The sequence below is a fragment of the Gammaproteobacteria bacterium genome (assembly GCA_028817255.1).
In the GTDB taxonomy this organism is placed as follows: Bacteria; Pseudomonadota; Gammaproteobacteria; order Porifericomitales; family Porifericomitaceae; genus Porifericomes; species Porifericomes azotivorans.
Genome location: JAPPQA010000079.1, coordinates 1 through 24,410 on the forward strand (window position 1 = coordinate 1; position 24,410 = coordinate 24,410).

General features: G+C 66.9%; 23 protein-coding genes. 9 read left to right on the plus strand and 14 right to left on the minus strand.

Annotated features, from left to right (window positions below; genetic code table 11):
* Together OXU43_03640 and uvrA are read right to left on the minus strand one after the other, a co-directional pair.
* The coding region (locus OXU43_03640; GenBank protein ID MDD9824249.1) for a formylglycine-generating enzyme family protein at positions 1-722 on the minus strand (722 nt) is incomplete at its 3' end.
* Positions 723-826: 104 nt separating this feature from the next.
* Positions 827-3,802: an excinuclease ABC subunit UvrA gene (uvrA, locus tag OXU43_03645; protein MDD9824250.1), complete on the minus strand. Its 2,976-nt coding sequence runs from the start codon at positions 3,800-3,802 to the stop codon at positions 827-829.
* Positions 3,803-4,106: 304 nt separating this feature from the next.
* On the opposite strand from uvrA, the gene OXU43_03650 reads away from it, so the two are divergent.
* Positions 4,107-4,577 carry a single-stranded DNA-binding protein gene (locus OXU43_03650; GenBank protein ID MDD9824251.1) on the plus strand — a complete coding sequence of 157 codons (471 nt, stop codon included), beginning with the start codon at positions 4,107-4,109 and terminating at the stop codon, positions 4,575-4,577.
* A 142-nt stretch (positions 4,578-4,719) separates the two neighbouring features.
* Here the strand turns inward: OXU43_03650 and nadA are convergent, their stop codons facing one another.
* Both nadA and OXU43_03660 read right to left on the minus strand, forming a co-directional pair.
* Positions 4,720-5,808, minus strand: a complete 1,089-nt coding sequence (gene nadA, locus OXU43_03655; GenBank protein ID MDD9824252.1) for a quinolinate synthase NadA — start codon at positions 5,806-5,808, stop codon at positions 4,720-4,722.
* Entirely contained in the window at positions 5,805-6,548 is a 744-nt protein-coding gene (locus OXU43_03660) for an NUDIX domain-containing protein (protein MDD9824253.1), read from the minus strand. Before OXU43_03660 ends, nadA begins: the two co-directional genes overlap by 4 nt.
* Positions 6,549-6,732: 184 nt before the next feature.
* Between OXU43_03660 and mutS the strand changes: the two genes are divergently transcribed.
* The 4 genes from mutS (at position 6,733) to OXU43_03680 (ending at position 11,258) form a co-directional block, all read left to right on the plus strand.
* On the plus strand, positions 6,733-9,297 hold the full coding sequence (gene mutS, locus OXU43_03665; protein ID MDD9824254.1) for a DNA mismatch repair protein MutS: 2,565 nt from the start codon (positions 6,733-6,735) through the stop codon (positions 9,295-9,297).
* Positions 9,298-9,374: 77 nt separating this feature from the next.
* Positions 9,375-9,698 carry a ferredoxin family protein gene (locus OXU43_03670; protein ID MDD9824255.1) on the plus strand — a complete coding sequence of 108 codons (324 nt, stop codon included), beginning with the start codon at positions 9,375-9,377 and terminating at the stop codon, positions 9,696-9,698.
* A gap of 10 nt (positions 9,699-9,708) precedes the next feature.
* Complete coding sequence (locus tag OXU43_03675; GenBank protein ID MDD9824256.1) at positions 9,709-10,521, plus strand: Stp1/IreP family PP2C-type Ser/Thr phosphatase; 813 nt, start codon at positions 9,709-9,711, stop codon at positions 10,519-10,521.
* A 29-nt stretch (positions 10,522-10,550) separates the two neighbouring features.
* Positions 10,551-11,258, plus strand: coding sequence for an FHA domain-containing protein (locus OXU43_03680; GenBank protein ID MDD9824257.1), 708 nt, complete (start codon positions 10,551-10,553; stop codon positions 11,256-11,258).
* A 136-nt stretch (positions 11,259-11,394) separates the two neighbouring features.
* Here the strand turns inward: OXU43_03680 and nth are convergent, their stop codons facing one another.
* Both nth and OXU43_03690 read right to left on the minus strand, forming a co-directional pair.
* Positions 11,395-12,063, minus strand: a complete 669-nt coding sequence (gene nth / locus OXU43_03685; protein MDD9824258.1) for an endonuclease III — start codon at positions 12,061-12,063, stop codon at positions 11,395-11,397.
* 7 nt (positions 12,064-12,070) lie between these two features.
* Positions 12,071-12,688 (minus strand): hypothetical protein, encoded by a 618-nt coding sequence (locus tag OXU43_03690; GenBank protein MDD9824259.1) that lies wholly within the window; start codon positions 12,686-12,688, stop codon positions 12,071-12,073.
* A 110-nt stretch (positions 12,689-12,798) separates the two neighbouring features.
* On the opposite strand from OXU43_03690, the gene OXU43_03695 reads away from it, so the two are divergent.
* Positions 12,799-13,677: a fumarylacetoacetate hydrolase family protein gene (locus tag OXU43_03695; GenBank protein MDD9824260.1), complete on the plus strand. Its 879-nt coding sequence runs from the start codon at positions 12,799-12,801 to the stop codon at positions 13,675-13,677.
* Here OXU43_03695 and OXU43_03700 read toward each other — a convergent pair.
* Entirely contained in the window at positions 13,665-14,255 is a 591-nt protein-coding gene (locus tag OXU43_03700; protein MDD9824261.1) for an LON peptidase substrate-binding domain-containing protein, read from the minus strand. The two genes, OXU43_03695 and OXU43_03700, sit on opposite strands and share 13 nt — an antisense overlap.
* Positions 14,256-14,301: 46 nt before the next feature.
* Positions 14,302-15,669, minus strand: coding sequence for a UDP-N-acetylmuramate:L-alanyl-gamma-D-glutamyl-meso-diaminopimelate ligase (mpl, locus tag OXU43_03705; protein MDD9824262.1), 1,368 nt, complete (start codon positions 15,667-15,669; stop codon positions 14,302-14,304).
* Positions 15,670-16,017: 348 nt separating this feature from the next.
* Here mpl and OXU43_03710 point away from each other — a divergent pair, with 348 nt between their 5' ends.
* Both OXU43_03710 and OXU43_03715 read left to right on the plus strand, forming a co-directional pair.
* Entirely contained in the window at positions 16,018-16,323 is a 306-nt protein-coding gene (locus OXU43_03710; GenBank protein ID MDD9824263.1) for a hypothetical protein, read from the plus strand.
* 55 nt (positions 16,324-16,378) lie between these two features.
* Positions 16,379-17,053: an HAD-IB family hydrolase gene (locus tag OXU43_03715; protein ID MDD9824264.1), complete on the plus strand. Its 675-nt coding sequence runs from the start codon at positions 16,379-16,381 to the stop codon at positions 17,051-17,053.
* Positions 17,054-17,064: 11 nt separating this feature from the next.
* Here the strand turns inward: OXU43_03715 and OXU43_03720 are convergent, their stop codons facing one another.
* Both OXU43_03720 and OXU43_03725 read right to left on the minus strand, forming a co-directional pair.
* Positions 17,065-18,045: a malate dehydrogenase gene (locus OXU43_03720; GenBank protein ID MDD9824265.1), complete on the minus strand. Its 981-nt coding sequence runs from the start codon at positions 18,043-18,045 to the stop codon at positions 17,065-17,067.
* Complete coding sequence (locus OXU43_03725; GenBank protein ID MDD9824266.1) at positions 18,042-19,358, minus strand: citrate synthase; 1,317 nt, start codon at positions 19,356-19,358, stop codon at positions 18,042-18,044. The genes OXU43_03720 and OXU43_03725 overlap by 4 nt, the downstream gene beginning before the upstream one ends.
* Positions 19,359-19,762: 404 nt before the next feature.
* On the opposite strand from OXU43_03725, the gene OXU43_03730 reads away from it, so the two are divergent.
* The gene (locus OXU43_03730; protein ID MDD9824267.1) at positions 19,763-20,365 is read left to right on the plus strand and encodes a tetratricopeptide repeat protein; all 603 of its coding nucleotides are present in this window, start codon (positions 19,763-19,765) and stop codon (positions 20,363-20,365) included.
* Between the two features lie 21 nt (positions 20,366-20,386).
* On the opposite strand, the gene OXU43_03735 is transcribed toward OXU43_03730, so the two are convergent.
* The 4 genes from OXU43_03735 to OXU43_03750 form a co-directional block, all read right to left on the minus strand.
* Positions 20,387-21,040 (minus strand): riboflavin synthase, encoded by a 654-nt coding sequence (locus OXU43_03735; GenBank protein MDD9824268.1) that lies wholly within the window; start codon positions 21,038-21,040, stop codon positions 20,387-20,389.
* A gap of 49 nt (positions 21,041-21,089) precedes the next feature.
* A complete protein-coding gene (locus tag OXU43_03740) occupies positions 21,090-22,997 on the minus strand; it encodes an ABC transporter transmembrane domain-containing protein (protein ID MDD9824269.1) in 1,908 nt (635 codons plus the stop codon).
* A gap of 39 nt (positions 22,998-23,036) precedes the next feature.
* Positions 23,037-23,897 carry an SPFH/Band 7/PHB domain protein gene (locus OXU43_03745; protein ID MDD9824270.1) on the minus strand — a complete coding sequence of 287 codons (861 nt, stop codon included), beginning with the start codon at positions 23,895-23,897 and terminating at the stop codon, positions 23,037-23,039.
* 22 nt (positions 23,898-23,919) lie between these two features.
* Positions 23,920-24,410 (minus strand): hypothetical protein (locus OXU43_03750; GenBank protein ID MDD9824271.1); only part of this gene is annotated, 491 nt, incomplete at its 5' end.

Here is a 24,410-nt window from a genome sequence, read left to right on the forward strand (position 1 = left end):
TCCTCGGCCAGGCGGAAGCCCAAACCCGCGGCACGGGTGTCCCAGGGCTTGCCGGTGCGCGCCGCCGAACGCACCCGGTCCGGCACGTTGAACCAGGCGCCGCCGCGGGCGCCGCGCAATCCGCCCGGGCCGACCGCGCCGCACTCGCTCTCGCCGCCGTTGTCGTAGTTGGCATGAAAGCCCGAGCAGACCCACTCCCACACGTTGCCCAGCATGTTGTACAAACCCCAGTCGTTGGGACGGTAGCTTTGCGCCGGGGCCGTGGCGCCGTGACCGTCCTCGCAGTCGTGTACGGCGATATCCCAGTCCGCGAAGAGCGCTTCGGCGGTGCGGTCGGCGGCGTTGGCATAGCGGCAGGCAGCGCCGGAATTTGCCCCCCAGGGGCGGGCCGTCGTGGTGCCGGCGCGGGCCGCGTATTCCCACTCCGCCTCCGTGGGCAGGCGGTATGGCCGTCCGGTGGCGGCGCGCAGCCAGCGGGCGTAGGCCGCCGCGTCTTCCCAGGAGACCCGCACCACCGGGTGCCGGTCGCCGTTCAGGGAGCGGTCCCGGTATGCGCCGCTGTCGTGCCCGGGACGAAAGAGACGGTACTGGGCGTTGGTGACCTCATGGGTCATCAGCCGGAAGGGGCGCACGCACACCTTGTGCCGGCGTTCGTAGCCATGCCTGCCTTGCTCCGACGGCGGACTGCCCATCTGGAAGCAGCCGCCGGGGATCTCCGCCATTGGCAGGGCGGGCGGGGCGGGCGGCGGGGCCGGCGCGGCCTGCCCCTGGGCGGCGAGGCAGAGAACGAAGACGGCGGGCCAGCGGGCGGCATGGGGCAGGATGCTTATGACGAACCCTCTTCCGGTCCCGCAGGCAGGGCTTCGCCCACTTGCAGCCCGGCGGCCGGCGGCGCTGGCGCCCTCCCCCGTTGCCTCGCGCCAACGCGGGCCGCGACGGCGCGGGGCTTGCCCCGCTTGCTGCCGTTGCCGCCCTTGCCGGGGCGCTGCAATACCCGGCGCAGGTACTGGCCGGTGTAGGAGCCGGGGTGGCCGGCTATCGCTTCCGGGGGGCCGGCGGCGACGATCTCTCCGCCCCCGTCGCCTCCCTCCGGGCCGAGGTCCACAACCCAGTCCGCCGTTTTGATGACATCCAGGTTGTGCTCGATCACTACGATGGTATTGCCGCGGTCGCGCAATTCGTGCAACACCTCCAGCAGATGCAGGATGTCGTGGAAATGCAGGCCGGTGGTGGGTTCGTCCAGGAGGTAGAGGGTGTTGCCGGTGTCGCGCCGGGACAATTCGCGCGACAGCTTGATCCGCTGCGCTTCGCCGCCGGAGAGGGTGGTGGCGATCTGGCCCAGGCGTATATAGTCGAGCCCGACGCGCGCCAGGGTCTCCAATTTGCGCAACACGGCGGGGATGGCGGAGAAGAACTCGCGCGCCTCCGCCACCGTCATTTCCAACACTTCGTGGATGTTGCGGCCCTTGTAGCGAATATCCAGCGTCTCCCGGTTGTAGCGCTTGCTGCGGCAGACATCGCAGGGGACGTGGATATCCGGCAGGAAGTGCATCTCCACCCGGATCAGGCCGTCGCCCTCGCAGGCTTCGCAGCGGCCGCCGCGCACGTTGAAACTGAAGCGCCCCGGCCGGTAGCCGCGCGCCCGCGCCTCGGGCAGGGCGGCGAATAACTCGCGCACCGGGGTGAACATGCCGGTGTAGGTGGCGGGATTCGAGCGCGGCGTGCGGCCGATGGGGCTTTGATCGATGTTCACCACTTTGTCCAGCAGCTCCAACCCCCGGATGGCGCGGTGGGGCGCGGGGCTGCGGTCGGCGCCGTGCAGCGCGCGGGCCGTCGCCCGGTACAGGGTGTCGTTGATCAACGTGGATTTGCCGGAGCCGGAGACGCCGGTCACGCAGGTCAGAAGCCCCAGCGGCAGCTCCAGGTCTATGGCCTTGAGGTTGTTGCCGCGGGCGCCCTCGATTCGCAACAGGCGCTGCCGCTGCCGCGGGGTGCGCCGCTTCGGCACGGGGATGCGCCGGCGCCCGGAGAGATACTGGCCGGTCAGCGAGTCCGGGTGGCGCCGAATCTGGGCGGGCGTGCCCTGGATCACCACGCGCCCGCCGTGCAGGCCGGCGCCCGGGCCCATCTCGACCACGTGGTCGGCGCTTTCGATCGCCTCCTGGTCGTGCTCGACGACGAGCACGCAGTTGCCCAGGTCGCGCAGGCGGCTCAGGCTGCGCAGCAGCCTGCGGTTATCGCGCTGATGCAGGCCGATGGAAGGTTCGTCCAGCACGTACATGACTCCCACCAGGCCGGCGCCAATCTGACTGGCCAGGCGAATGCGCTGCACCTCGCCGCCGGAAAGGCTGTCCGCGCTGCGGTCCAGGGCCAGGTACTCCAGGCCCACATCGGCCAGGAACTCCAGGCGGGCGCGCACTTCCTTGAGCACCTTCTCGGCAATGCGCCCGCGCTGTCCGCTCAGCCGCAGCCCGGCGAACAGGTCCAGGGACCGGCCCACCGGGAGAGAGGTCACGGCGGGCAGCGGGTATTTGTCCACATACACGTGCCGGGCGGCCTCGTGCAGCCTGGAGCCCTCGCAGGCCGGGCAATCCCGGGTGGAACGGAACTCGGCCAGGGATTCGCGCACCGCCCAGGAATCCGTCTCCCGGTAGCGGCGCTCCATGTTCGGGATCACGCCCTCGAAGGGGCGCTTTCTGGCGCCGCGGCCATAGCGGCCCCTGGGGAAGTCGAAGCGGATCGCGGCACCCCCGCTGCCGTAGAGCACGATCTTGCGGATGGCGGCGGGCAGCCTGCGAAAGGGCGCATCCAGATCGAATTCGTAGTGGCGGGCCAGGCCGAGCAACAGGCGGTGGCAGTAATTGGAGCGCCGGTCCCAGCCGGGAATGGCCCCCTCGAGCAGGCTGTGCGAGGGGTAGCGCACGACCCGCTCCGGGTCGAAAAACTGCACCGACCCCAGGCCGGAGCATTCCGTGCAGGCGCCCGCCGGGTTGTTGAAAGAAAACATCCGGGGCTGCAACTCCGGGATGCTGTAGCCGCATTTCGGGCAGGAGAAGCGGGCCGAGAACAGCAGCGCGTCGGCATCCGGGGCGTCCATGGACACCACCTTCGCCAGCCCGTCGCCGAGCCGCAGCGCCGTCTCGAAGGACTCGGCCAGGCGTTGCGCCATGTCCGGGCGCACCCGGAACCGGTCCACCACGGCCTCGATGTCGTGCTTGCGGTGCAGCTGCAGCTTGTCCGGCCGTTCCAATTCCACCACGGCGCCGTCTATGCGGGCGCGGACGAAACCCTGGGCGCGCAGCTGCTCCAGGACCTGCGCGTGCTCGCCTTTGCGGCCCTGCACTACCGGCGCCAGCAGCATGTACCGTTCCCCGGGCAGGGCCAGAACGGCGTCCACCATCTCGCTTACGGTCTTGGCCGCCAGCGACCGGCCGTGGCGCGGACAGCGGGGCTCGCCGACCCGCGCGTAGAGCAGCCGCAGGTAGTCGTAGATCTCGGTGATGGTTCCCACCGTCGAGCGCGGGTTGTGAGAGGTGGTTTTCTGCTCGATGCTGATGGCCGGGGACAGGCCCTCGATATGATCTACGTCCGGCTTCTCCATCACGGAGAGAAACTGGCGGGCATAGGCCGAGAGCGATTCCACGTAGCGGCGCTGGCCGTCCGCGTAGATGGTGTCGAAGGCCAGAGAGGACTTGCCCGAACCGGAAATGCCGGTGATCACCACCAGCCGGTCCCGCGGAATGTCCAGATCTATGGCCTTCAGATTGTGTGTACGTGCCCCCCGGATACGGATCGTGTCCATACTCGCCCCCCGCGCGTTCGGGATCCCCCCATTGGGATTCCCCCTTCGCAATCCCTCATTGTACGCTGCCGCCTCGCGCCGGGGCAAAGGCGGCGCATTCGGTCCAAGCCGGCGCGGAACGCGGGGGGAAAACAGGGGCGCCCCGAGGCAAAATCCCGCCGCGGCGGCACGAATGCCGATCATGCAAAAAGCGCATTTACAACGGGGGCGCGGTCCCGCCATACTGGCATCCCCAGGGGAGGCATACCCGTGCCCACCTGCACACCTACCGGGGAACAGACGGATTCATGCGGGGAGTAACGATATGGCAGAAAGAGGATTGAACAAGGTCATGCTGATCGGCAGGCTGGGGGCGGACCCGGAGGTGCGCTACACGGCCAGCGAGCGGGCGGTCGCCAACCTGTCGCTGGCCACCAGCGAGCGCTGGAAGGATCGGGAGGGCGAGCCGCAGGAGCGCACGGAATGGCACCGGGTGGTGATGTTCGGCAAGCTGGCCGAGATCGCGAAGGAGTACCTGCGCAAGGGCTCTCAGATCTATACGGAGGGGCGATTACAGACCCGCAAATGGCAGGATCGGGATGGGAACGACCGCTACACCACGGAGATCGTCGCCAACGAGATGACCATGCTGGGCGGCCGCCGCGAGGAGGGGGGAGAACGGATGCCGCCCGCGGGGGATGCGCCCCCGGGGGATGCGGCGCCTGGGCCGCGGAAGGGCCGTTCCCCGCCGTCGGCGGACGGCGGCGACGAGTTCGAGGACGATATCCCGTTCTGAACCGCCCCGCCGGGATATTCTTCCGCGCACCGCGCGCCCTCGCCGCGCGCCCTCTGGGCCACCCCTTCTGGGGCCGCCCGCCTGGGGCCGCCGCCGCCAGGCGACAGACGCCTGGGCCGCCGACAGCCGCCCAGGCTCGCGCTCAGGCGTCGTTGGCGCCGAGGATATCCTGACCGCGGCCGCGGGTGAACCGCAACAGGCGGTCTATGGGCCGCAGGGCGCGGCGGCGGATCTCCTCGGGGATATTGATCTCGTTCTCCCCCGTCTCCAGAACCCGGGCGAGACGCTGCAGCCAGTTCATCGCCATCCAGGGGCAATAGGCGCAGCTCTTGCAAGTCGCCCCCCGGCCGCTGGTCGGCGCGACCAGGAAGGTCTTGCCGGGCGCCGCCTGTTGCATCTTGTGGAAGATGCCGCGCTCGGTGGCGACGATGAAGACGTCGGCGGCCATCTCGCGCGCCGCCTCGATCAGCCCGTGGGTCGAGCCGATGTAGTCTGCCTGTGCCCGCACCGCGGCCGGAGACTCCGGGTGCACCAGCACCTTGGCGCGGGGGTGGCGGGCGCGCATCTCGGCCAATTCGCGGCCCTTGAACTCCTCGTGGACGATGCAGGCGCCATCCCACAGCAGCATGTCGGCGCCGGTGCGCTCGCGCACGTAGTCGCCCAGGTAGCGGTCGGGCGCCCACAGCACCGGCCGGCCCTGGCGATGCAGCCAGCGAACGACATCCAGGGCGCTGCCGGAAGTAACCATCCAGTCGGCGCGCGCCTTGACGGCGGCGCTGGTGTTGGCATAGACCACCACCGCGCGCTCCGGGTGGGCATCGCAAAAGCGGCCGAACTCGGCGGCGGGGCAGCCCAGGTCCAGGGAGCAATCCGCCCGCAGATCGGGCATCAGCACGCGCTTTTCCGGATTGAGTATCTTCGCCGTCTCGCCCATGAAGCGCACGCCGCAAACGACCAGCGTCGAGGCCGGGGACTCGTGGCCGTAGCGGGCCATGTCCAGGGAGTCGGATACGTGGCCGCCGGTTTCGTCGGCTAGCGTCTGGATGGCGGGAGAGGTGTAGTAATGCGCCACCAGGGTGGCATCCTGCTCCCGCAACAAGCGCTTGATGCGCCTCCGCAACCGTTCCCGCTCCGCGTCCTCCAGCGGCTCCGGCACTACCGGAGGCACCGCCTCCGGCGGCTGGCGGAGCGCCGCCGGGGAGGCCACTGGCGCCAGGGTCGCATCCGTCATCGCACGAACTCGATGCCCTGCGAGCGCAGGGCATACAGCCGCGCCGGACGGCGGCGGCCGTTGCCGACGGTCTCGCCGATGTCCTGCAAACAGTCGTAGGCCATGATGCGCTTGCGAAAATTTCGCTTGTCCAGCGCCCGCCCGAGGATGATCTCGTACACGCGCTGCAACTCGCCCAGGGTGAACTTGCCGGGCAGGAACTGGAAGGCGATGGTGGAGTAGCCCAGCTTGGCCGCCAGACGCTCCTGGGCCATGCGCGCGATCTCGCTGTGGTCGAAGGCCAGCGGCGGCAGCCGGTCGCAACGGAACCAATCGGCGCGACGGGCGTCGCTGGCAGGACGCGGGTGAATGCGGCCAGGCGGCACCAATGCGTAGTAGGCCACCGAGATCACCCGCCCGCGGGGGTCGCGCCGCGGGTGGCCGAAAGTGTAGAGCTGCTCCAGATATACCCCGCTTACCCCCGTCTCCTCCCGGAGCTCGCGGGCGGCGGCGCGTTCCAGCGCCTCGCCGGCGCCCACGAATCCGCCCGGCAGCGCCCAGCAACCGGCATAAGGCGGCGCGGCGCGCTGGATGAGCAACAACTGCAGCAACTCCTCCCGAATGGTGAAGATCACGATGTCGGAGGTCACCGCGGGATAGAGCCGGCCGACAGTGCCGGGGGCAGACTTGCCGGACAAGGCTTCCGCGGGCGGCTTGCCGCCTGCCTTGCTCTGTCCGCTCTTTAAGTGTCTCTTATACACTTTCGGCAATTTTAAGCGCTTCGCGTTCTCTACCGCAAGCATGAGACACGGGGTATGATGCAAGCAGGGGGCTCTGTCCATGGCGCATTCCAAAAGTCTGTTCGATAACGAGAACTTGCCTGCCGCCAAGGGCGCAGAGAACGCGCCGCGCCCGCATGCGGACTTCGCGGGCCACAGTCCGGTCATGCGCCAATACCTGCGGCTCAAGTCGGAATACCCCGACACCCTGCTGTTCTTCCGCATGGGAGATTTCTACGAACTGTTCTACGAAGATGCCCGCCGGGCCGCGGAGTTGCTGGACATCGCCCTGACCGCCCGGGGCAAATCGGCGGGACGGCCCGTTCCCATGGCCGGGGTGCCGGCGCACAGCATGGAAAACTACGTGGCCCGCCTGGCGCGGATAGGGGAACCGGTCGCCATCTGCGAGCAGATCGGCGACCCGAAAAGCGGCGCCGGTCCGGTGCGGCGGGAGGTCACGCGCATCATCACGCCCGGGACGCTGACGGACGAAGCCCTGCTGGATACCAGGAGAGAGAGCGTCCTGCTGGCCCTGTGCCACGCGGACGGGCGCCTCGGCCTGAGCACGCTGGAGCTGAGCAGCGGCCGCTTCGCCCTGATGGAAATGGCGGCGGACAGCGCAGCGGACAAGGCCCTGCTGGACGAGGTGGCCCGCATCCGGCCGGCGGAAATATTGGTTGCCGAGGAGTCGCCGCTGGCCGAGCGACTGGCCGGGCAAGGGGGGTTGCGTACCTGCCCGCCCTGGCACTTCGACCGACAACGGGGAGCGGAGGCGTTGCGGGAGCAGTTTCGGGTACACAACCTGGACGGCTTCGGTTGCCAGGAGCTGTCGGCGGCCCTCGCCGCCGCCGGGGCCGTGTTGCAATATGCGCGCGATACGCAGCGCACGGCGCTGCCGCACCTGCAGCCGCCGCGGGTCGAGCGCCGGGACGACTCGACCCTGCTGGATGCGGTCAGCTGCCGCAACCTGGAATTGGAGACCGGCGCGGATGGCGAGCGCAAGCGCAGCCTGCTGGGCATCATGGACACCACGACCACCGCCATGGGCGGGCGGCGGCTCAGGAGCTGGCTGTTGCGGCCGTTGCGGGACCACGCCGCCGTCTATCGCCGCCAGCGGGCCGTGGGCGACCTGCTGGCCGGGGAGCGCTACTCCGGGCTGCGGGAAATCCTGCGCGATGTCGGCGACATGGAGCGCATCCTGGCCCGGGTCGGGCTACAGTCCGCGCGGCCCCGCGATCTGGCGCAACTGCGCGCCACGCTGGGCCTGTTGCCCAGGCTGCGCCAGGAACTTGAGGGCCTGCCCGCGGCGCGTTTCGGCGACGGCAAGCAAAAAATCGCGCTATTCCCGGAACTGCGCCACCTGCTGGAAGAAGCGCTGGCGGAGACGCCGCCGCCGACGCTGCGCGACGGCAACGTGATCCGCGGCGGTTACGACGCCCAGTTGGACGAATTCCGCCGCCTCGGCGGGGACAGCGGCGCTTATCTGCGGCAACTGGAGCAGCAAGAGCGGCAACGGACCCAGATCCCGAACCTGCGGGTCGGCCATAACCAGGTAAGCGGCTTCTACATCGAGGTCAGCCGCCGGCAGCAGCAACAGGTGCCGGACAACTACCACTGCCGGCAGACGCTCAAGGCGGTGGCCCGCTACATCACGCCCGAACTCAAGGACCTGGAGCACCAGGTGCTGAGCGCCCGCGAACGCGCCCTGGCGCGGGAAAAGAGCCTGTACGCAAAATTGCTGGACGCCTGCCGCGAGGTGTTGCGCGAACTACAGCGGTGCAGCGACGCGCTGGCGGAACTGGATGTGCTGGCCTGCCTTGCCGAGCGCGCCGACAGCCTGCGGCTGGCGCCGCCAAAGCTGGTAAAGGAGAATGTGCTGGAGATCCGCGGCGGGCGCCACCTGCTGGTGGAACAGTCGCTGGAACAGCCTTTCACCGCCAACGACCTGACGCTGGACCGGCAACGGCGCATGTTGGTCATCACCGGCCCGAACATGGGCGGCAAATCCACCTACATGCGGCAGGCGGCACTGATCGCGATCCTGGCCGGCATCGGCAGTTACGTCCCGGCGGAAAGTGTGCGGATCGGGCCCGTGGACCGCATCTTTACCCGTATCGGGGCCGCCGACGACCTCAGCGGCGGCCGCTCCACCTTTATGGTGGAAATGAACGAAACGGCGACCATCCTCCACAACGCCACCGCTGACAGCCTGGTGTTGATGGACGAGATCGGCCGGGGCACCAGCACGCTGGACGGCGTCTCCCTGGCCTGGGCCTGCGCCGACTATCTGGCGACCCAAATCGGCGCCCGCGTGCTATTCGCCACCCACTACTTCGAATTGACCCGGCTCGCCGACCAGCGGAAAAATGTAGGCAATGTCCACTTGGACGCTATCGAACACGGCGACCGCATTGTCTTCCTGCACCGCGTGCAGGAAGGCCCGGCGGACCGCAGCTACGGCCTGCAGGTGGCGCGACTCGCCGGCATCCCAGAGGCGGCAATCGGTAGCGCCCAGGACGAATTGCAGCGGCTGGAGCGGCAAATGGCCGCCACCGCCGGCCAGGCGCCGTCCCCGCCCCGGGAGCAATCCCCGCCAGCTCCGGAACCGCAACCGCGGCGAAACGAGGCGTCGGAGCGGTTGCTGCAGCGGTTGCGGGAGGCGCGCCCCGACGAACTCAGCCCCAAAGAGGCTCTGGACTTGCTCTATCGCTTAAAGAGCATGATCGAGTAAAATACTCGAATTCAAGTAAAATCGGAGTATGAAGCGCCGGTTCATGAACACCTTGGAAATATGGAGAAAAGGGCAATATGGCATTCGTGGTGACCGAAAGTTGCATCAAGTGCAAGTACACCGACTGCGTGGAAGTCTGCCCGGTGGACTGCTTTCACGAGGGGCCCAACATGCTGGTCATAGACCCCGATGAGTGCATAGATTGCACGCTGTGCGAGCCTGAATGCCCGGTGGAGGCGATCTTCGCGGAGGAAGACCTCCCGGAGGAACATAAGCAATTTATCTCGCTCAATGCCGAGCTCTCCCGCGAGTGGCCCGTGATCGCCGAGCGCAAAGATCCTCCCGAAGACGCGGACGAATGGAAGGATAAATCCGGTAAAATCGAGCATCTGGAACGTTGAGCGCAACTCCATGAATATGCTGGGTAAAATCAGGATCGCCAACCGCTCGGATGTGGGCTGCGCGCGCCCTCACAACGAGGACAGCACCGCCAGCGACGGCTCCCGGGGCATCGCCGTCGTCGCCGACGGCATGGGCGGCTACAGGGCAGGCGAGGTAGCCAGCGCGATCGCCGTGACCTCAATTATCCGCCATCTCTACCTGAAGCTGCCTATGGAGGAACAGCCCCGCCGGGGCGAGGCCGAGGCGGCGCGGGAAGACTCCGAGATCCTGCGCGAGGCGATAGAATTCGCCAATGCGAACATATACAGGCATGCCTCCACCAAGGAGGACTACAAAGGGATGGGAACCACGGTGGTGGCGGCATTGTTCCACGACGGGGGGATGTACACCGCCCACGTGGGGGATTCCCGCCTCTACCGCCTGCGCGGCACCGAGTTCCAGCAGATCACCAAGGACCACTCACTGGTCCAGGAGGTGGTGGACCGGGGGCTGTGCACGCCGGAGGAAGCGCCGCGATACGTCTCCAAAACCTACGTCACCCGGGCTCTGGGCATCGGCAGTGACGTGGTCGTGGACCTGGGCGAAGAGCGGACCCGGCCCGAAGATATCTATCTCCTGTGCTCGGACGGACTGAGCGACATGGTGGGAAACCGCGATATCCACTTAACTATCCGCAAATATGATGATAGCCTTATGCAGGCGGCGGAAGAATTGGTAAACTTAGCGAACAAACAGGGGGGTAAGGACAATATATCAGTCATTCTGGTACGAATACTGGGATCGGACACCCGCACAGGCAAGCCCCAGGAGGCGCAAACATGATTATCATACGAACGGCAGAGAAATAAGCGATGGCCAAGCTAATCCTTACATTGGGCGCCGGACAGCAGAAGGTGTTCGAGATCGTCAAAGAGCAAACGTTCATCGGGCGGCGCCCCGATTGCGACATCCAGATTGACAACAAGGCGGTCAGCGGCCGCCATGCCAAGGTTCTCACCATCTCCGGCGACTCCTTCCTCGAAGACCTGGGCAGCATGAACGGCACCTACATCAACGCCGAGCGGGTGCAAAAGAGGGCGCTCAACGATGGCGACATCGTCGTTATCGGCCAACACGAACTGCAGTATGTCAACGAGGAGGCGCAGGCCGCGGACGAGGAATTCGAGAAGACCGTCGTCATACGGCCGAACTCGGCGGGGGCGGCGGCGGCAATGGCCAAGATCGCCGCGCAGGCGGGCGCCGCCACCATGACGGGTTCCGCACCGTCACAGCCGCAACAGAAGGTAGGACGGCTGACCATCCTCAACGGCCCTACCGCCGGGCGCTTCATGAACCTGACCAAGACCATCGTCACGCTGGGCAAGCCCGGCAAACAGGTGGCGGCTATCTCGCGGCGCTCGCAGGGTTACTTCCTCACGCACATCGAGAGCGATGGCGACGGCAAACGCTATCCCCTGGTCAACGGCCACCCCATAGGCCCCCGGGCTCATCCGCTGAAGGACAAAGACAAGGTAGAAGTGGCAGGGATCGGCCTGCAGTTCACCACTGTAGCCAGCTGAAACCCCCGCCGCCTACCCGGCGCCCCCCGCGGCCGGACGCGCCAAACGACCTCCACAGCATCCCGGTTCGGGACCCAGCCCCGCGGCCAACTCGGGCCGCGGCAACACCCGCGATGGCATCTCTACTGCCCCGCTCCTACCTCGCTACGGCGGCGCGCGGCGACCCTCCCGCCGCGCTCGGCTTGTGCGGCCAAGCGCAGAGGTCGCGGATATGGCATTGGCCGCAAAGCGGCGCGCGCGCCCGGCAGACATAGCGCCCATGCAGGATCAGCCAGTGGTGCGCGTGCCGCCGGAACTCGGCCGGAACCTGGCGCAGCAGTTCCTGCTCCACCCGCAGCGGGGTGCCGCCGGGCGCCAGGCCCGTGCGGTTCGAGACCCGAAAAATATGGGTGTCCACGGCAATCGTGGGCTGCCCGAAGGCGGTGTTCAGGACTACATTGGCCGTTTTCCTGCCAACGCCGGGCAGCGCCTCCAACTCCTCGCGCCGGGACGGCACCTGTCCGCGGTGGCGGCGCAGCAGCAACCTGCAGGTCTCCAGAATGTTCTTCGCCTTCGAGTTATACAGGCCAATCGAGCGGATATGCCGCTTCAGTCCCCGCAACCCGAGACGGAGCATAGCCTGGGGGTTGTCCGCGGCACGGAACAGCCCCTCGGTCGCCTGATTAACGCGCACATCGGTAGATTGCGCGGAAAGCATGACCGATACCAGCAACTGAAAGGGGGTCGAGTAGCGCAACTCGGTGGTCGGGCGGGGATTTTCCCGCCGCAGTCGCGCGAACAATCGGCGCCGGTCCCGGAGGGTCATCAAAAGCTCAGGATCGCCGGCCGCGGGCCAGGCGCAGAGCGGCGGCCAGGGCCAGCAAAAGCCCCAGCAACAAAAAGGCGGCGAAAGGCTGCCGCGGGGGCGCCAGGGCAATGTAGCCGCCAGCCTCCACCGGAGCCCCGAGCCGGCCTGCATTCAGCAGCGTCTGCGCCGTTCCCACCGCCGCCAGGAGCAGCCAGGCGCCCATGGCGGCAACCAGGGCCGGCCGCAGGGCGGCCAGCGGCCGGCGGGAAGAAAGCGCGATCTCCCGGGCAGACAGCAACACCGCGACGCTGACCCCTGCCAGCGGCAGGATAGCCTCCAGGGAGGCGAACCAGGGGTAGCAGCAGAAGGCGACCGCCAGCCGCGCCGCATAGGCGGCCGTACCGCAAAGCAGAAAAAGGATCGGCAGGAAGCACCAGGCAGGCAGCCGGCGGCGCAGGGCCGCCATGCCGCAGGCGCCGGCGAGCAGACAGAAACCGGCTGCCGCACCCAGCAGGGCGCCGCGCGGGAGGTCCGTCGCAGCGACGGCCAAGGGGCAAAGACCCATGGCGAAGGCAAACAGCCACTGGAGCCCGCCGGCTGCCTCAGGCGCCGTTTGCCGTCCTTTCGTTCCGCTTGCTATCATTTTGCAGCGGGCCCGCAACTCCGGGCCCGGGGCCGGGCCCGAGGAGAAGCCGCCGGGGGAACCCCGACCCGGCCTTCCGGGACAGACCGCCCGAGGCGGGATTATACAGCGTGAAAATCGCAACGTTCACCGATGGCAAACGCAGTCGGCTGGGGCTGATCGAAGACGGGGAGGTAATTGACACCCTGCATGCCGCCGACGCGCCCCGCAACATGCAAAGCTTCCTGGAGGGCGGCGCAGCGGCCCGGGAGACGCTGCAACGGCTGCGCCGCCGCGCCCCGCGCCTGCCGCTGGCCAAGGTAAGGCTACAGGCGCCGATCGCGCGCCCCCCGAAATTCCTCGGCGCGGCATTGAACTACTCCGATCACATCCGGGAGACCGGCCTGCCGCGCAACCCGTACCCCTCTTTCTTCACCAAGCAACCGACCTGCGTGATCGGCCCCGGCGACGCCATCCACCGCCCCAGGGTCTCGGAGAAACTGGACTACGAGGGCGAACTGGGCCTGGTGATCGGGCGGCGTTGCCGCCATGTGCCGCGGGAGAGGGCCGCCGAGGCGATCGGCGGCTTCCTGGCCGTTAACGACGTTACCGTGCGCGACTGGCAGGCCCGTTCCCCCACCTGGACGCTGGGCAAATCCTTCGACACGCACGGCCCGCTGGGCCCCTGGCTGGTGACCCCGGAGGAACTCGGCGACCCCCAAAACCTGGGCATCGAGACCCGGGTGAACGGGGAACTGCGGCAAAGCTTCCGCACCTCCGAAATGATCTTCGATTGCTGCCGCATGGTGGAATATCTGAGCATCGTCATGACTCTGGAGCCAGGCGACATCATCGCCACCGGCACCGGAGCGGGGGTGGGAGTACGCATGACGCCCCGCGGCTACCTGCGGCCGGGGGATACGGTCTGCATTCGGATCGAAGGAATCGGCGAACTGCAAAACCCGGTGATCGAAGAACCGGTCGCGACGGCTGCCGCTCAGGAAGGCTGATCCCCGCTATCCAGGGTCTGGACAACCGCGAACAAGGTCTTCAGCCGCAGCGGGGCGTCGTCCATCTCCAGCACGGTCTGCCGGCTTTTGACGGTCAGCGGCAACAACTCGGCCAGCCGGTAACTGACCCAGTGCGGATCGGCCGTGGCCTCCTCGTCGTCCAGAGAGAAAGGAAGGTTCTCCCGGCCTGACCGGCGTTGCAGATAGTCCACGCAGGCCCGGAGGATAGGCGGCGACTCCGCGCACGGCTTCTCCGGGCGCCAGCGCACCTCGGCCTCGTTCAGGCCGTCTTGCCGCCGCGTGCGGCTCATAATCGTAAAGCGCCGCTCGCCCCGGCAACGGATCCCCAGCAAACCGCTGTCCAGCTGCTCCCAATCGAAGATGCGGGCGTAAGTCCCCACCCCGTGCATCCCGTCGGCGCCCTTGCCCTCGCGGCCCTTGCCCAGGCAAATCCCGAAGCCCGCATCCTGGCGCAGGCACTGGCTGATCATGGAGATATAACGCTGCTCGAAGATCTGCAACATGATGGCGCCCTTGGGAAACAAGACGGCGTCCAGCGGGAACAGGGGAATATTCACGGCGCCGCCCTCCCGGGAGGCGCCGCGGCGGGTTTCGCGGCAGACTTCATGCCGCGTCCGCCGCCAACCGGGCCGGCAACAGGCGAGGCAGGTCGCCGAAAGCGGCATTGCTCATCAGCAGGATGACATCGTCCGGCCGGGCCAGTTCGCACAGGCGCCGCCCGATCTCCTCTGCCTCCTCGTACACCTCCCGGCGCCCGCCCAATTCCGCGGTCGCCTCCTCCAGGTCCCAGCGCAGCCCCGCGGGGCGACAGAGCAGAACCCGATCCGCCTCGCCCAGGGAACGGGCCAGTTCCCGCCCGTGCCCGCCCCGGCGCATGGTATGGGAGGCCGGCTCCAGCGCGGCCAGGATACGCCGCTTGCCCACCGCCCCCCGCAGGGCCTGCAAGGTGGCGCGGATCGCCGTCGGGTGATGGGCGAAATCGTCGTATATCTCAATGCCGCGCACCGTGGCCAGCCGTTGCAGCCGCCGGCATACCGGGCGAAACGACGCCAGCGAACGGCAGGCGCTCTCTGGCGCGATGCCCGCATGAACCGCCGCCGCCAGCGCCGCCAGCGCATTGTCGGCATTGTGCCTCCCGAACAGCCGCCATTGCACCTCCCCGACCCGCCGACTGCCGTCCAGAACCTCGAAGCGCCCCCAGTCCGGGCGCAACGGCCGCGCCTGCCAACGGCCGTCCGGGGCGCCGAAACGCTCCACCGGAGTCCAGCAGCCCATCTCCAGCACGCTTTGGATCTCGGGGTCGCCGGCATGGGCGATTACCTGCCCGGAACCGGGCACCACGCGCAACAGGTGATGGAACTGGCGGCGTATCGCGGCCAACGAATCGAATATGTCCATGTGATCGAACTCAATATTGTTCAGCACCAAAACCCGCGGGCAATAGTGGACGAACTTGGAACGCTTATCGAAGAACGCGGAATCGTACTCGTCTGCCTCCACCACGAAGAAATCGCCCGTCCCCAGCCTGGCGGAGACGCCGAAATTTTCCGCCACGCCGCCCACCAGAAAGCCGGGGTCCAAACCCGCGTCCGCCAACAACCAGGCGAGCATAGCCGCGGTAGTCGTCTTGCCGTGCGTGCCCGCCACCGCCAGCACCCGGCGCCGGCGCAACACCTGCTCCGCCAGCCATTGCGGCCCGGAGATATAGGGTAACCCACTATTCAGCAGGAACTCCACCGAGGGATTGCCGCGCGCCAGCGCATTGCCCACCAGCACCAGGTCCGGGGCCGGATGCCGCCAGCCCGCCGGGTCGTATCCTTCCCGCATCTGGATCCCCTCCCGGCACAACAACCCTTTCATCGGCTGGTAGCAGCGCCGGTCGGTACCGCCGACCCGGTGCCCCAGGGCGCGGGCAAGCAGGGCCAGTCCTCCCATAAAGACGCCACAGACACCGAGAATATGAATTCGCACCTGACTTTATCCGCCTTTCCCCGCAACCATGCGGGGCATGAAGCCTTGCAATAGAATACCGCTGACCTTATCTTCCCGCATAGTCGGCCCATAGTAAATCCGGCGCGCGGCAGACCGCCGTGCAGGAGACAAAACGATGAACATGGATAAGGACGAGGCGACCCAAGACCTCCTGACCCGGCGCATCCACGCGCACCGGCAGAACGCCTGGATGCCGCGCAGTCGCCTGGATTGACGATGACCCCTCCATTGCTGCCACAGCCCGCTGGCGGCAGAGCTCGGCACGCCTCCGGGAGCGCCTTGCGGGCCGCGGCCCTCGCCCTGCTCCTGGCGGGGCACGACGCAGCCGTGAGCGGCGGCACGGAGGAAGCCGCCGCGGAGGGAGCCGAGGAGGCCGCCGCCTTCCTCGAGATGTACCAGGTACTGGACGCCAAGTGCCAGGGCCTGCGGCGGGGCGACATGCGCATGATCCGCAACCGGCACCCCTCCCTGGCGATTCGTTACCGCCTGAAGCGCCATCTGGCGAATAAACCCCAGGCCGGCCTGGTAACCGGCCTCATACCTCCCGGCGAGGAAGGGGAGCGCCTGGGTTGCGAACTCCTGTCCGGCCGCGAACAAAGCTGGAAAGTGCTCCGGGCCGAATTCGCCGAGTAAAGACCCTGCCCACCGCTCCCGCCGGAACACGGGAAACGGCAACCGGAACGCGGCCATGACGCTGAGCATCTTCGACCTGGACGACACCCTGATCGCCGGAGACAGCGACCGGCTGTGGGGGGAATTCCTCAGCGAGCGCCCCTCCGCCGCCCCCAGCCTGCGGGCGGCCCACGAACGGTTTCACCGCCAATACCGGGAGGGCGCGCTCGATATCCGCGCATTCCTTCGCTTTCAACTCGGCTCCCTGGCAAAACAGCCACCGGAGCGCCTCGCGCGCTGGCGCGCAGAGTACCTGGAGAGCAAGATCCGGCCCATCGTCCTGCAGGCGGCGCTGCAACTCGTCGAAGGGCACCGCCGCCAGGGACACACGCTATTGATCATCACCGCCACCAACCGCTTTTTGACCGAACCGATCGCCGGCTTATTCGGCATCGAGCACCTGATCGCCAGCGAAGCGGAGATGCGGGACGGCCTCTATACCGGGGAAGTGGCCGGTACGCCTTCCTTTGCGGAAGGCAAGGTTACGCGGCTTCAGGATTGGCTCTCGGCCCACGGGGAAACCCTGGAAGGGAGCTGGGCTTACAGCGACTCGCACAACGACCTGCCGCTGTTGCGCCAAGTGCGCCACCCGGTGGCCGTGGACCCGGACCCCCTGTTGCAGGCGGAGGCGCAACGCCGCAACTGGCGCATCGTCAGCCTCCGGGACAGCGCTGCGCATCGTCCCCCGTAGGAGCGGAAAGACTACAGCAGCGAGCGTACTGCCTCCCTCTCCTCCTCCAATTCCCGGCGGGTCGCGTCCATGCGGCCACGGCTGAACTCGCTAATCGCCAAGTCCCGCACGACCTCGTACCGCCCGTCGCGGCAGACCGCCGGAAAAGAATAGACCAGCCCTTCCGGGATGCCGTAAGCGCCGTCGCTGGGGACAGCCATGCTCACCCAGTCCTCCGGCGCACTGCCCAACGTCCAGTCACGCATATGCGCCAGGGCGGCGGCGGCGGCCGAGGCGGCGCTGGACGCCCCACGCATCTCTATGATCTCCGCCCCCCGCCCGGCCACCCGCGGAATGAATTCCCGCTCCAGCCAATCCTGGGACACCAATTCCGCGGCCGGCGCGCCGGCCACGGTGGCATGACCGATGTCCGGGTATTGGGTGGAAGAATGGTTGCCCCAGATGCACAGGCGGCGGATATCGCCCACCCCCTTGCCGGTCTGCCGGGCCAGTCGGGCGAGCGCCCGATTATGGTCCAGGCGGGTCATGGCGCTGAAATTCTCGCGCGGCAGCTCAGGGGCGTGGTGCAGCGCAATCAGGGCGTTGGTATTGGCCGGATTGCCTACTACCAATACCCGCGCGCGCCGACTGGCGCACTCGTTCAATGCCTGCCCCTGAACCCGGAAGATCTCCGCGTTGACCTGCAACAGATCGCCGCGCTCCATACCCTTGCCCCGCGGGCGGGAACCGACCAGAAAAGCAAAATCCACGTCCTGAAAGGCCACCCGGGGGTCGTCCGTCACCTCCAGCCCCTGTAGCAACGGGAAGGCGCAATCCTCCAATTCCATCACCACCCCGCGCAAGGCGGCCATGGCCCGCGGAACCTCCAGCAGATGGAGAACCAACGGTCGCTCCCGCCCCAGCATTTCCCCGGCCGCCAGCCGGAACAGCAGGGCGTAGCCGATCTGCCCGGCTGCCCCGGTAACGGCGACGCGCACCGGGGCGACGCTCATTTGCCCGCTTCCTTGCGCTTTTCCATCGGCACGTAATCGCGCCGCTCGCGGCCGATGTAGAGTTGCCGCGGCCGCCCTATGCGGAACTCGGGATCGTTCATCAATTCCAGCCACTGCGCGATCCAGCCGGCAGAGCGGGCCAGGGCGAACAACACGGTAAACATGGACATGGGGATGCCCATGGCCTGGAGGATCAGCCCCGAGTAAAAATCCACGTTGGGGTACAACTTGCGCTCAATAAAGTACTCGTCCCGCAACGCGATCTCCTCCATCTGCAGGGCGATCTCGAACAGCGGCTGGTTACCCGCATCAATTTCCCGCAGCAAATCATGACAGGACTTGCGAATGATGGTGGCGCGCGGATCGTAGTTCTTATAAACCCGGTGGCCAAACCCCATCAGCCGGAAGGGGTCGTTCTTGTCCTTGGCGCGGGCAATGTACTTGCCGATATTTGCCGGCGAACCGATCTCCTTCAACATTCGGATCACGGCCTCGTTGGCGCCGCCGTGGGCGCGCCCCCACAGGGTTACGATGCCGGCGGAGATGCAGGCGAATGGATTGGCCTCGGCGCTACCGGCGAGCCGCACCGTCGAAGTGCTGGCGTTCTGCTCGTGATCGGCATGCAAAATCAGCAGCTTGTCCAGCGTCTCGACTGCCGTGGGGCTGGACTGATACGCGATGTGGGGCACCGAGAACATCATGTTCAGAAAATTCTCCACATAGCCCAGATCGGCCCGCGAATACACGAAGGGATGGCCGACATTGTGCTTGTAGCAGTGAGCGGCAAGCACCGGCATCTTGGCGATAACCCGCTTGGCGGTGAGGTCCCGGTCTTCGGGATCCATGATGTCCAGGGCCTCGTGGTAGTAAGAGGAAAGCGCCCCGGTAACGCCCACCAGAATGGACATGGGATGCGCATCGTGCAGATAGCCGGAATAGAAACGCTCCAGGTGTTCGTGGACAATGCCGCGGCGCCGAATCGCAGCATCGAATTCCGCCATCTGGCTACGGGTCGGCAATTCGCCGTACAACAGCAGATAACAGACCTCCAGGAAGGAACTTTGCTCGGCCAACTGCTCTATGGGGTAGCCGCGGTGCAGCAATATCCCTTGATTGCCGTCCAAGTAAGTGATGGCACTGCGGCAGGAGGCGGTGGTTAAGTATCCGGGGTCCAGGGAAAACATGCCGAGCTCGGCATACAGCCGGCGCAAATCGATCACTGGCGCCCCGTCGGTGCCGCGGATCACCGGGCAGTCGAACTGCCGCCCGCTGGCGTTGTCAACGATAGTAACGGTGTGGTTCTTGCCAGACATATTCCTTGCGCCGCCGATTATCTGAGAGATTTTCCTGCAGAGTTCTCTATCTTCCGGGACCTCTTTTTGCCGGGTCACGAAGTGTTTCCAGCATACGCCAAGCCCATCCCGGCGGCAAGATCGCCGTACCGTGCCGGCGCAAGACGGGCGCAACCGTTAACAACGCTCCTGCCCCCCGCATCGCGCCTCATAGAAAGGCGGCCCCAATAAAGAGGCCGCCGTCCAGGCAATTGAGAGGGCCAAGCGAATGCCGCACTTGGGCTTTGCCAGGACAGCGGCCAGAAATTAATCCTACAACATGCGCAACGCTTTGTCCAGCCCTGTCAAGGCCCGTGTCAAGGCCCGGCACATGCGGCACCCTACGCACACTTCCGTCGCACTGGCGGCGGCGATATAATGCCGCCATGCCTTCGCCGTACAGGAACCGCGACGCGACCGCGAACAGGAGCCCGGACGCAAACAGGAACTCCGGCGCGAAAAGGCGCCGGCGCCTGGCGCTGTGCCTGACGATGGGCTGGCTGTACGCCGCCCCGGCCTACGCCGATTTCAACGACGGGGTGGTCGCCTACCTGCAAGGGGATTACCAGCGGTCTTTCGTCATCATGCAGGCGCTGGCAGAGGGCGCGGACCACGGCTACGCGATGTACTACCTGGGGACGATGTACCTGGAGGGGCGGGGCGCCGAGCGGGACGCGAAGCAGGCCGCCCACTGGCTGCAAAGCGCCGCCGAGCAAGGCATCCCGCAGGCGCAGTTCAAGCTGGGCAACCTCTACATGAAGGGCAAAGGGCTGCCTCTGGACTACGAGCGCGCCTATGCCTGGTACCGCGTGGGAGCGGAAGCGGAACACCCGCCATCCGAGCGAGCCGTCGCTCAGGCGCGGGAAAAACTGTCCGCCGAAGAGCTGACGGCGGCAAATACCCTGGCCAGGGAATACATCCGGAAATACGGCGCCGACGCCCAGGCGCCGGCCGCGGGGCCGAACGCGCATCCGAACGCGCCTCGCTGAAGCAGCCAACCGCCGCGCCGTTCAGGAACGACGAGCGGCGGCGCGGGGTGCGGGGACGCCCGCCTCCAGCAGTTTATCCAGATAGCGGGCGACGAGGTCCGCCTCCAGATTGACCCGGTCTCCCGGCCCGCGCTCCCCCAGGGTAGTGCTTTGCAGGGTATGCGGGACCAGCTGCAAAGCGAACTCCGTGCCGCCGGCGGCAACGCCCGCCGCGGCGGCCACAGCGACCACGGTCAGGCTCACGCCGTCCACACAGACGGAGCCGCGTTCGCACAGGTAGCGCCCAAGGTTTGCCGACGCCCGCAACATCATGCGGCGGCCGCCGCCGGACTCGGCACAGGACAGCACCTCGCCCACCTCGTCCACATGGCCGCTGACCAAGTGGCCACCCAGGGGCGTAGCCAGGGTCAGCGCCCGCTCGAGATTGACCCTGGCGCCCCTGCGAACGCGGGCGAAGGTGGTGCGGGCGAGGGTCTGGGCAGAGACATCGGCATGGAACCCGCGTTCGTCCGCGGCGGCGATCGTCAAGCACACGCCATTGACAGCGACGCTCTCCCCCACAACGCCCCCCGCCAGGCCCAAGGCCGCGGTCTCGACCTGCATCCGCATCCCGCCGCCTTCCCCGCCGACAACCCCGGCGACACGACCTACCGCCTGCACGATACCGGTAAACATCCGTACTCCCTGGCCGCCTACCCTGCCGGGCCGCGCGCCGCCCCGGCGCCTAGACTACCTGCAGGCTCACCAGGCGCGAGTAGAGCCCCTGGCGCCTCGTCAACTCCTCATGCCGGCCCATGGCGACAACCTGCCCCTCGTCCAGGACCACGATCCGGTCCGCATGCTTTGCCATGGACAAACGGTGGGCGATCATCAGGGTAGTGCGGCCGGCCATGATCCGCCGCAGGGCCTGTTGCACCATGTACTCGCTGGCCGCGTCCAAGGCGCTGGTGGCCTCGTCCAGCAACAGGATCGGCGAATCCTTGAGAATGGCGCGCGCGATGGCGATACGCTGCCGCTGCCCCATCGAGAGCTGCAATCCCCGTTCGCCGAGAAAGGTATCGTAGCCATCGGGTTGCTGCTCCACGAATTCGTGCACGTAGGCAGCGCGCGCCGCCGCCAGCACTTCCCCCTCGTCAGCGTCGGGGCGCCCGTAGCGAATATTGTCCAGCACGGAGCCGGTAAAAAGCGCGATCTCCTGCGGCACCAATCCGATCCGGGCACGCACCTCGCTGGGCGCCAACAGGGAGGCATCCACGTCGTCGAGCAGAACGATCCCGGAATCCGGCGAATAAAAGCGCAACAGGAGGCGAAACAGCGTGGTCTTGCCGGCGCCCGAGGGCCCCACCAGCGCTACGGTCTCCCCCGCGGCGATCTCCAAGGAAAAATCCTGCAAGGCGGCCACCCCCGGCCTGGCGGGATAACGGAAGCTTATGTTCTGAAAGGAGATCTTGCCGCCGCCGCCGCCGGAGCCGGTCAGTTCCATGAGGCGCTGCGGCGCCCGGGCGCGGGTCTCCGGCACGATCGCGATCAATTGCAACAAGCGCTCCGTCGCCCCGGCCGCCCGTTGCAACTCCCCCCAGATATCGCTGAGCCCGGCCGTGGAACCGGCCACCAGGATCGCGTACAGCAGAAACTGCCCCAGCGTACCGCTGCTCATGCGCCCGGAGATCACGTCCTGCGCGCCCAGCCACAGCACCAGCACCACCGAGCCGAACACCAGCAGGATCACCAGGGCGGTGAGCACAGCGCGGGTGTGGATCCGCTGCCGGGCGGCAATAAAGGAGCGCCGGATCAAGTGCGAGAAGCGATCGGAGGCGCGCTGTTCCAGATTGAAGGCCTGGATCGTCGTCGCCGCGTTGAGCGTCTCGACCGCGAGGCCGCTGGCGTCGGCCACCCGGTCCTGGCCAATGCGGGACAGGCGCCTGACCCGGCGCCCGAAATAGACCAGCGGGAAAACGACCGGCGGCACCAGCAACAAGATCGCCCCTCCCAGCCAGGGGCTGGTAGCGAACATCAGCGCCAGGGCGCCCACCAACACGATCAGGCTGCGCAGAGCCACCGACAGGTTGCTGCCCACCACAGTCTGGATCAGAGTAGTATCGGTATTCAGGCGCGACAGCACCTCGCCGCAACTCACCGACTCGAAGAACGGCGGCCCCAGACGAATCACGTGAGCGTATGCCTCCCGGCGCAGGTCGGCCACCACCCGTTCGCCCAGGGTAGTTACCAGGTAATAGCGCATCGCAGAGGAAAGGGCCAGCAGCGCGGCAAGCAGGAACAGCAGCAAGAAGTAGCTATGCACGGCAGCCGTCTGTTCGGCCAGGATGCCGGCGTCAATCACCAGGCGGATGGTGACCGGCATGGCCAGGGTGGCCGCCGAGGCGGCAAACAGGAAGAAGACCGCCAGTGCCACCTGGGCGCGGTAGGGGCGCAGGAAACGCCGCAAGTCCCAAAGCGCGCCCAGTCCCCAATCCCGGCGGCGGCGCCGAGGGGGCGCCTGGGCCCCATCCGCCCCCCCCGGAATCGTGGTGTCGGCGCGGGGCGGCGGCGAACGGCTCCGCGACCAGGCGCCGCCTACCGTACCCGCGTCGCTCCTCTCGGCGGCCCCCCCCGGCGAAGCCTGGCGGCTCATGCGCCGCCTGCCGCGCCCTGGCAGCGGCACCTGCCCAAGCTACTTCCCCCGGCCGGCAAGCATCCCTTTGATCGCCTCCTGGAAATCAGCGGGCAACACCACGAATTTACCGTTGGCGGACTCCGACAGCTCCTTGAGCGCCCGGATATAGCGCTGGCCCAAAAGGTAAGTAAGCGGCAATTCGGGGCTGTCCGTAGTCTCCCGGATCAGGTTGATCGCCAATTTGGACGCCTCCGCCAGCGTCACCTCGGCTTTGGCGTCCCGCTTGGCGGACTCCAGCCGTCCCTCCGCCTCCAGGATGGCCGACTGTTTGGCGCCTTCCGCGCGCGTCACCATCGCCTTGCGCTCGCGCTCGGCGGCAGCCTGCTGCTCCATCGCCTGCTGCATGGACTCCGACGGCTTAATGTCCTGGATCTCCACCGACTTCAAGGTAATCCCCCAATCCTGCATGTCGGAAGCAAGCAAATTTCGCAGGCTCGCCTTGATTTGCTCGCGCGAGGACAGCGCTTCGTCCAGGCTCATCCCGCCGATGATCGAACGCAACGAGGTTTGCACCAGGTTGCGCACCGCCAGCGCAAAGTCCACGACGCCATACACCGCCGCCATCGGGTCCGTCACCTTGATGAAGGCCACCGCGTTGGTATGGATCACCGCATTGTCCTTGGTGATCACCTCCTGGCGATCCACGTCCAGCACGATGTCCTTGGTCACCAGTTTGTAGGCGACCCGGTCGAAGAACGGCACGATAAAAGAAAGGCCGGGCGGCAGCGTGCGCCGGTATTTGCCGAAGCGCTCCACTACCCACTCCTCGCCCTGCGGCACCGTGCGGATGCCGTTGGCAACCGCAACCAGGATCAGGACGAAGACGGCAAAGCTGACCAACAAAAATGCTCCTTGCATAACTAGTTCTCCCCTCCCGGATTCAGGAACTTCTCTCCAACTTCAACTCTCCGTTGGCGGCAACCTCGGCCACGACGGCGCGCTCGCCCACCTTAAATGCCTGCGCGGTCTTGAACGGCCACACGTCACGCCCGCCATAAGGCTTCTGAAAGCGCACATCCCCCTGCCCGCCTGCCGAGCGCACCACGATGCCGGCGGCGCCCACCAACTCCCGGCGCGCCTCGGCGCGGCGGCGGCGGTCGAAATGGGGCCGGAAGTAAAAAATCCACGCGGCCAGCGCCGCGGCGGAGAGCGCCGCCCACAACAGGACCTGCGCCCACAAGGCGAACCCGGGCGCCAGTGCCAGCAGGGCGCCCACGACCAAAGCGCCGAGCCCAAACCAGAGGATGCTGTAGGAATTAACGAATACGATCTCAGCGACCAGCAAGACGACGCCGAAAACGATCCAATGCCACCATAACAGAGTCATTGCGCCCGGAATACTAGCACACCCCGCATTGCAACTGCACCGCA

What these genes read in the sequence shown, in the direction of transcription:
- OXU43_03680 (MDD9824257.1), top strand. Translation starts at nt 10,551, where the DNA reads ATGGCCAAGCTAATCCTTACATTGGGCGCCGGACAGCAGAAGGTGTTC.
- OXU43_03670 (MDD9824255.1), top strand. Translation starts at nt 9,375, where the DNA reads ATGGCATTCGTGGTGACCGAAAGTTGCATCAAGTGCAAGTACACCGAC.
- OXU43_03745 (MDD9824270.1), bottom strand. Translation starts at nt 23,897, where the DNA reads ATGCAAGGAGCATTTTTGTTGGTCAGCTTTGCCGTCTTCGTCCTGATC.
- OXU43_03720 (MDD9824265.1), bottom strand. Translation starts at nt 18,045, where the DNA reads ATGAGCGTCGCCCCGGTGCGCGTCGCCGTTACCGGGGCAGCCGGGCAG.
- OXU43_03725 (MDD9824266.1), bottom strand. Translation starts at nt 19,358, where the DNA reads ATGTCTGGCAAGAACCACACCGTTACTATCGTTGACAACGCCAGCGGG.
- OXU43_03740 (MDD9824269.1), bottom strand. Translation starts at nt 22,997, where the DNA reads ATGAGCCGCCAGGCTTCGCCGGGGGGGGCCGCCGAGAGGAGCGACGCG.
- mutS (MDD9824254.1), top strand. Translation starts at nt 6,733, where the DNA reads ATGCGCCAATACCTGCGGCTCAAGTCGGAATACCCCGACACCCTGCTG.
- OXU43_03735 (MDD9824268.1), bottom strand. Translation starts at nt 21,040, where the DNA reads ATGTTTACCGGTATCGTGCAGGCGGTAGGTCGTGTCGCCGGGGTTGTC.
- nadA (MDD9824252.1), bottom strand. Translation starts at nt 5,808, where the DNA reads ATGACGGATGCGACCCTGGCGCCAGTGGCCTCCCCGGCGGCGCTCCGC.
- OXU43_03690 (MDD9824259.1), bottom strand. Translation starts at nt 12,688, where the DNA reads ATGATAGCAAGCGGAACGAAAGGACGGCAAACGGCGCCTGAGGCAGCC.
- nth (MDD9824258.1), bottom strand. Translation starts at nt 12,063, where the DNA reads ATGACCCTCCGGGACCGGCGCCGATTGTTCGCGCGACTGCGGCGGGAA.
- OXU43_03650 (MDD9824251.1), top strand. Translation starts at nt 4,107, where the DNA reads ATGGCAGAAAGAGGATTGAACAAGGTCATGCTGATCGGCAGGCTGGGG.
- OXU43_03675 (MDD9824256.1), top strand. Translation starts at nt 9,709, where the DNA reads ATGAATATGCTGGGTAAAATCAGGATCGCCAACCGCTCGGATGTGGGC.
- OXU43_03730 (MDD9824267.1), top strand. Translation starts at nt 19,763, where the DNA reads ATGCCTTCGCCGTACAGGAACCGCGACGCGACCGCGAACAGGAGCCCG.
- uvrA (MDD9824250.1), bottom strand. Translation starts at nt 3,802, where the DNA reads ATGGACACGATCCGTATCCGGGGGGCACGTACACACAATCTGAAGGCC.
- OXU43_03715 (MDD9824264.1), top strand. Translation starts at nt 16,379, where the DNA reads ATGACGCTGAGCATCTTCGACCTGGACGACACCCTGATCGCCGGAGAC.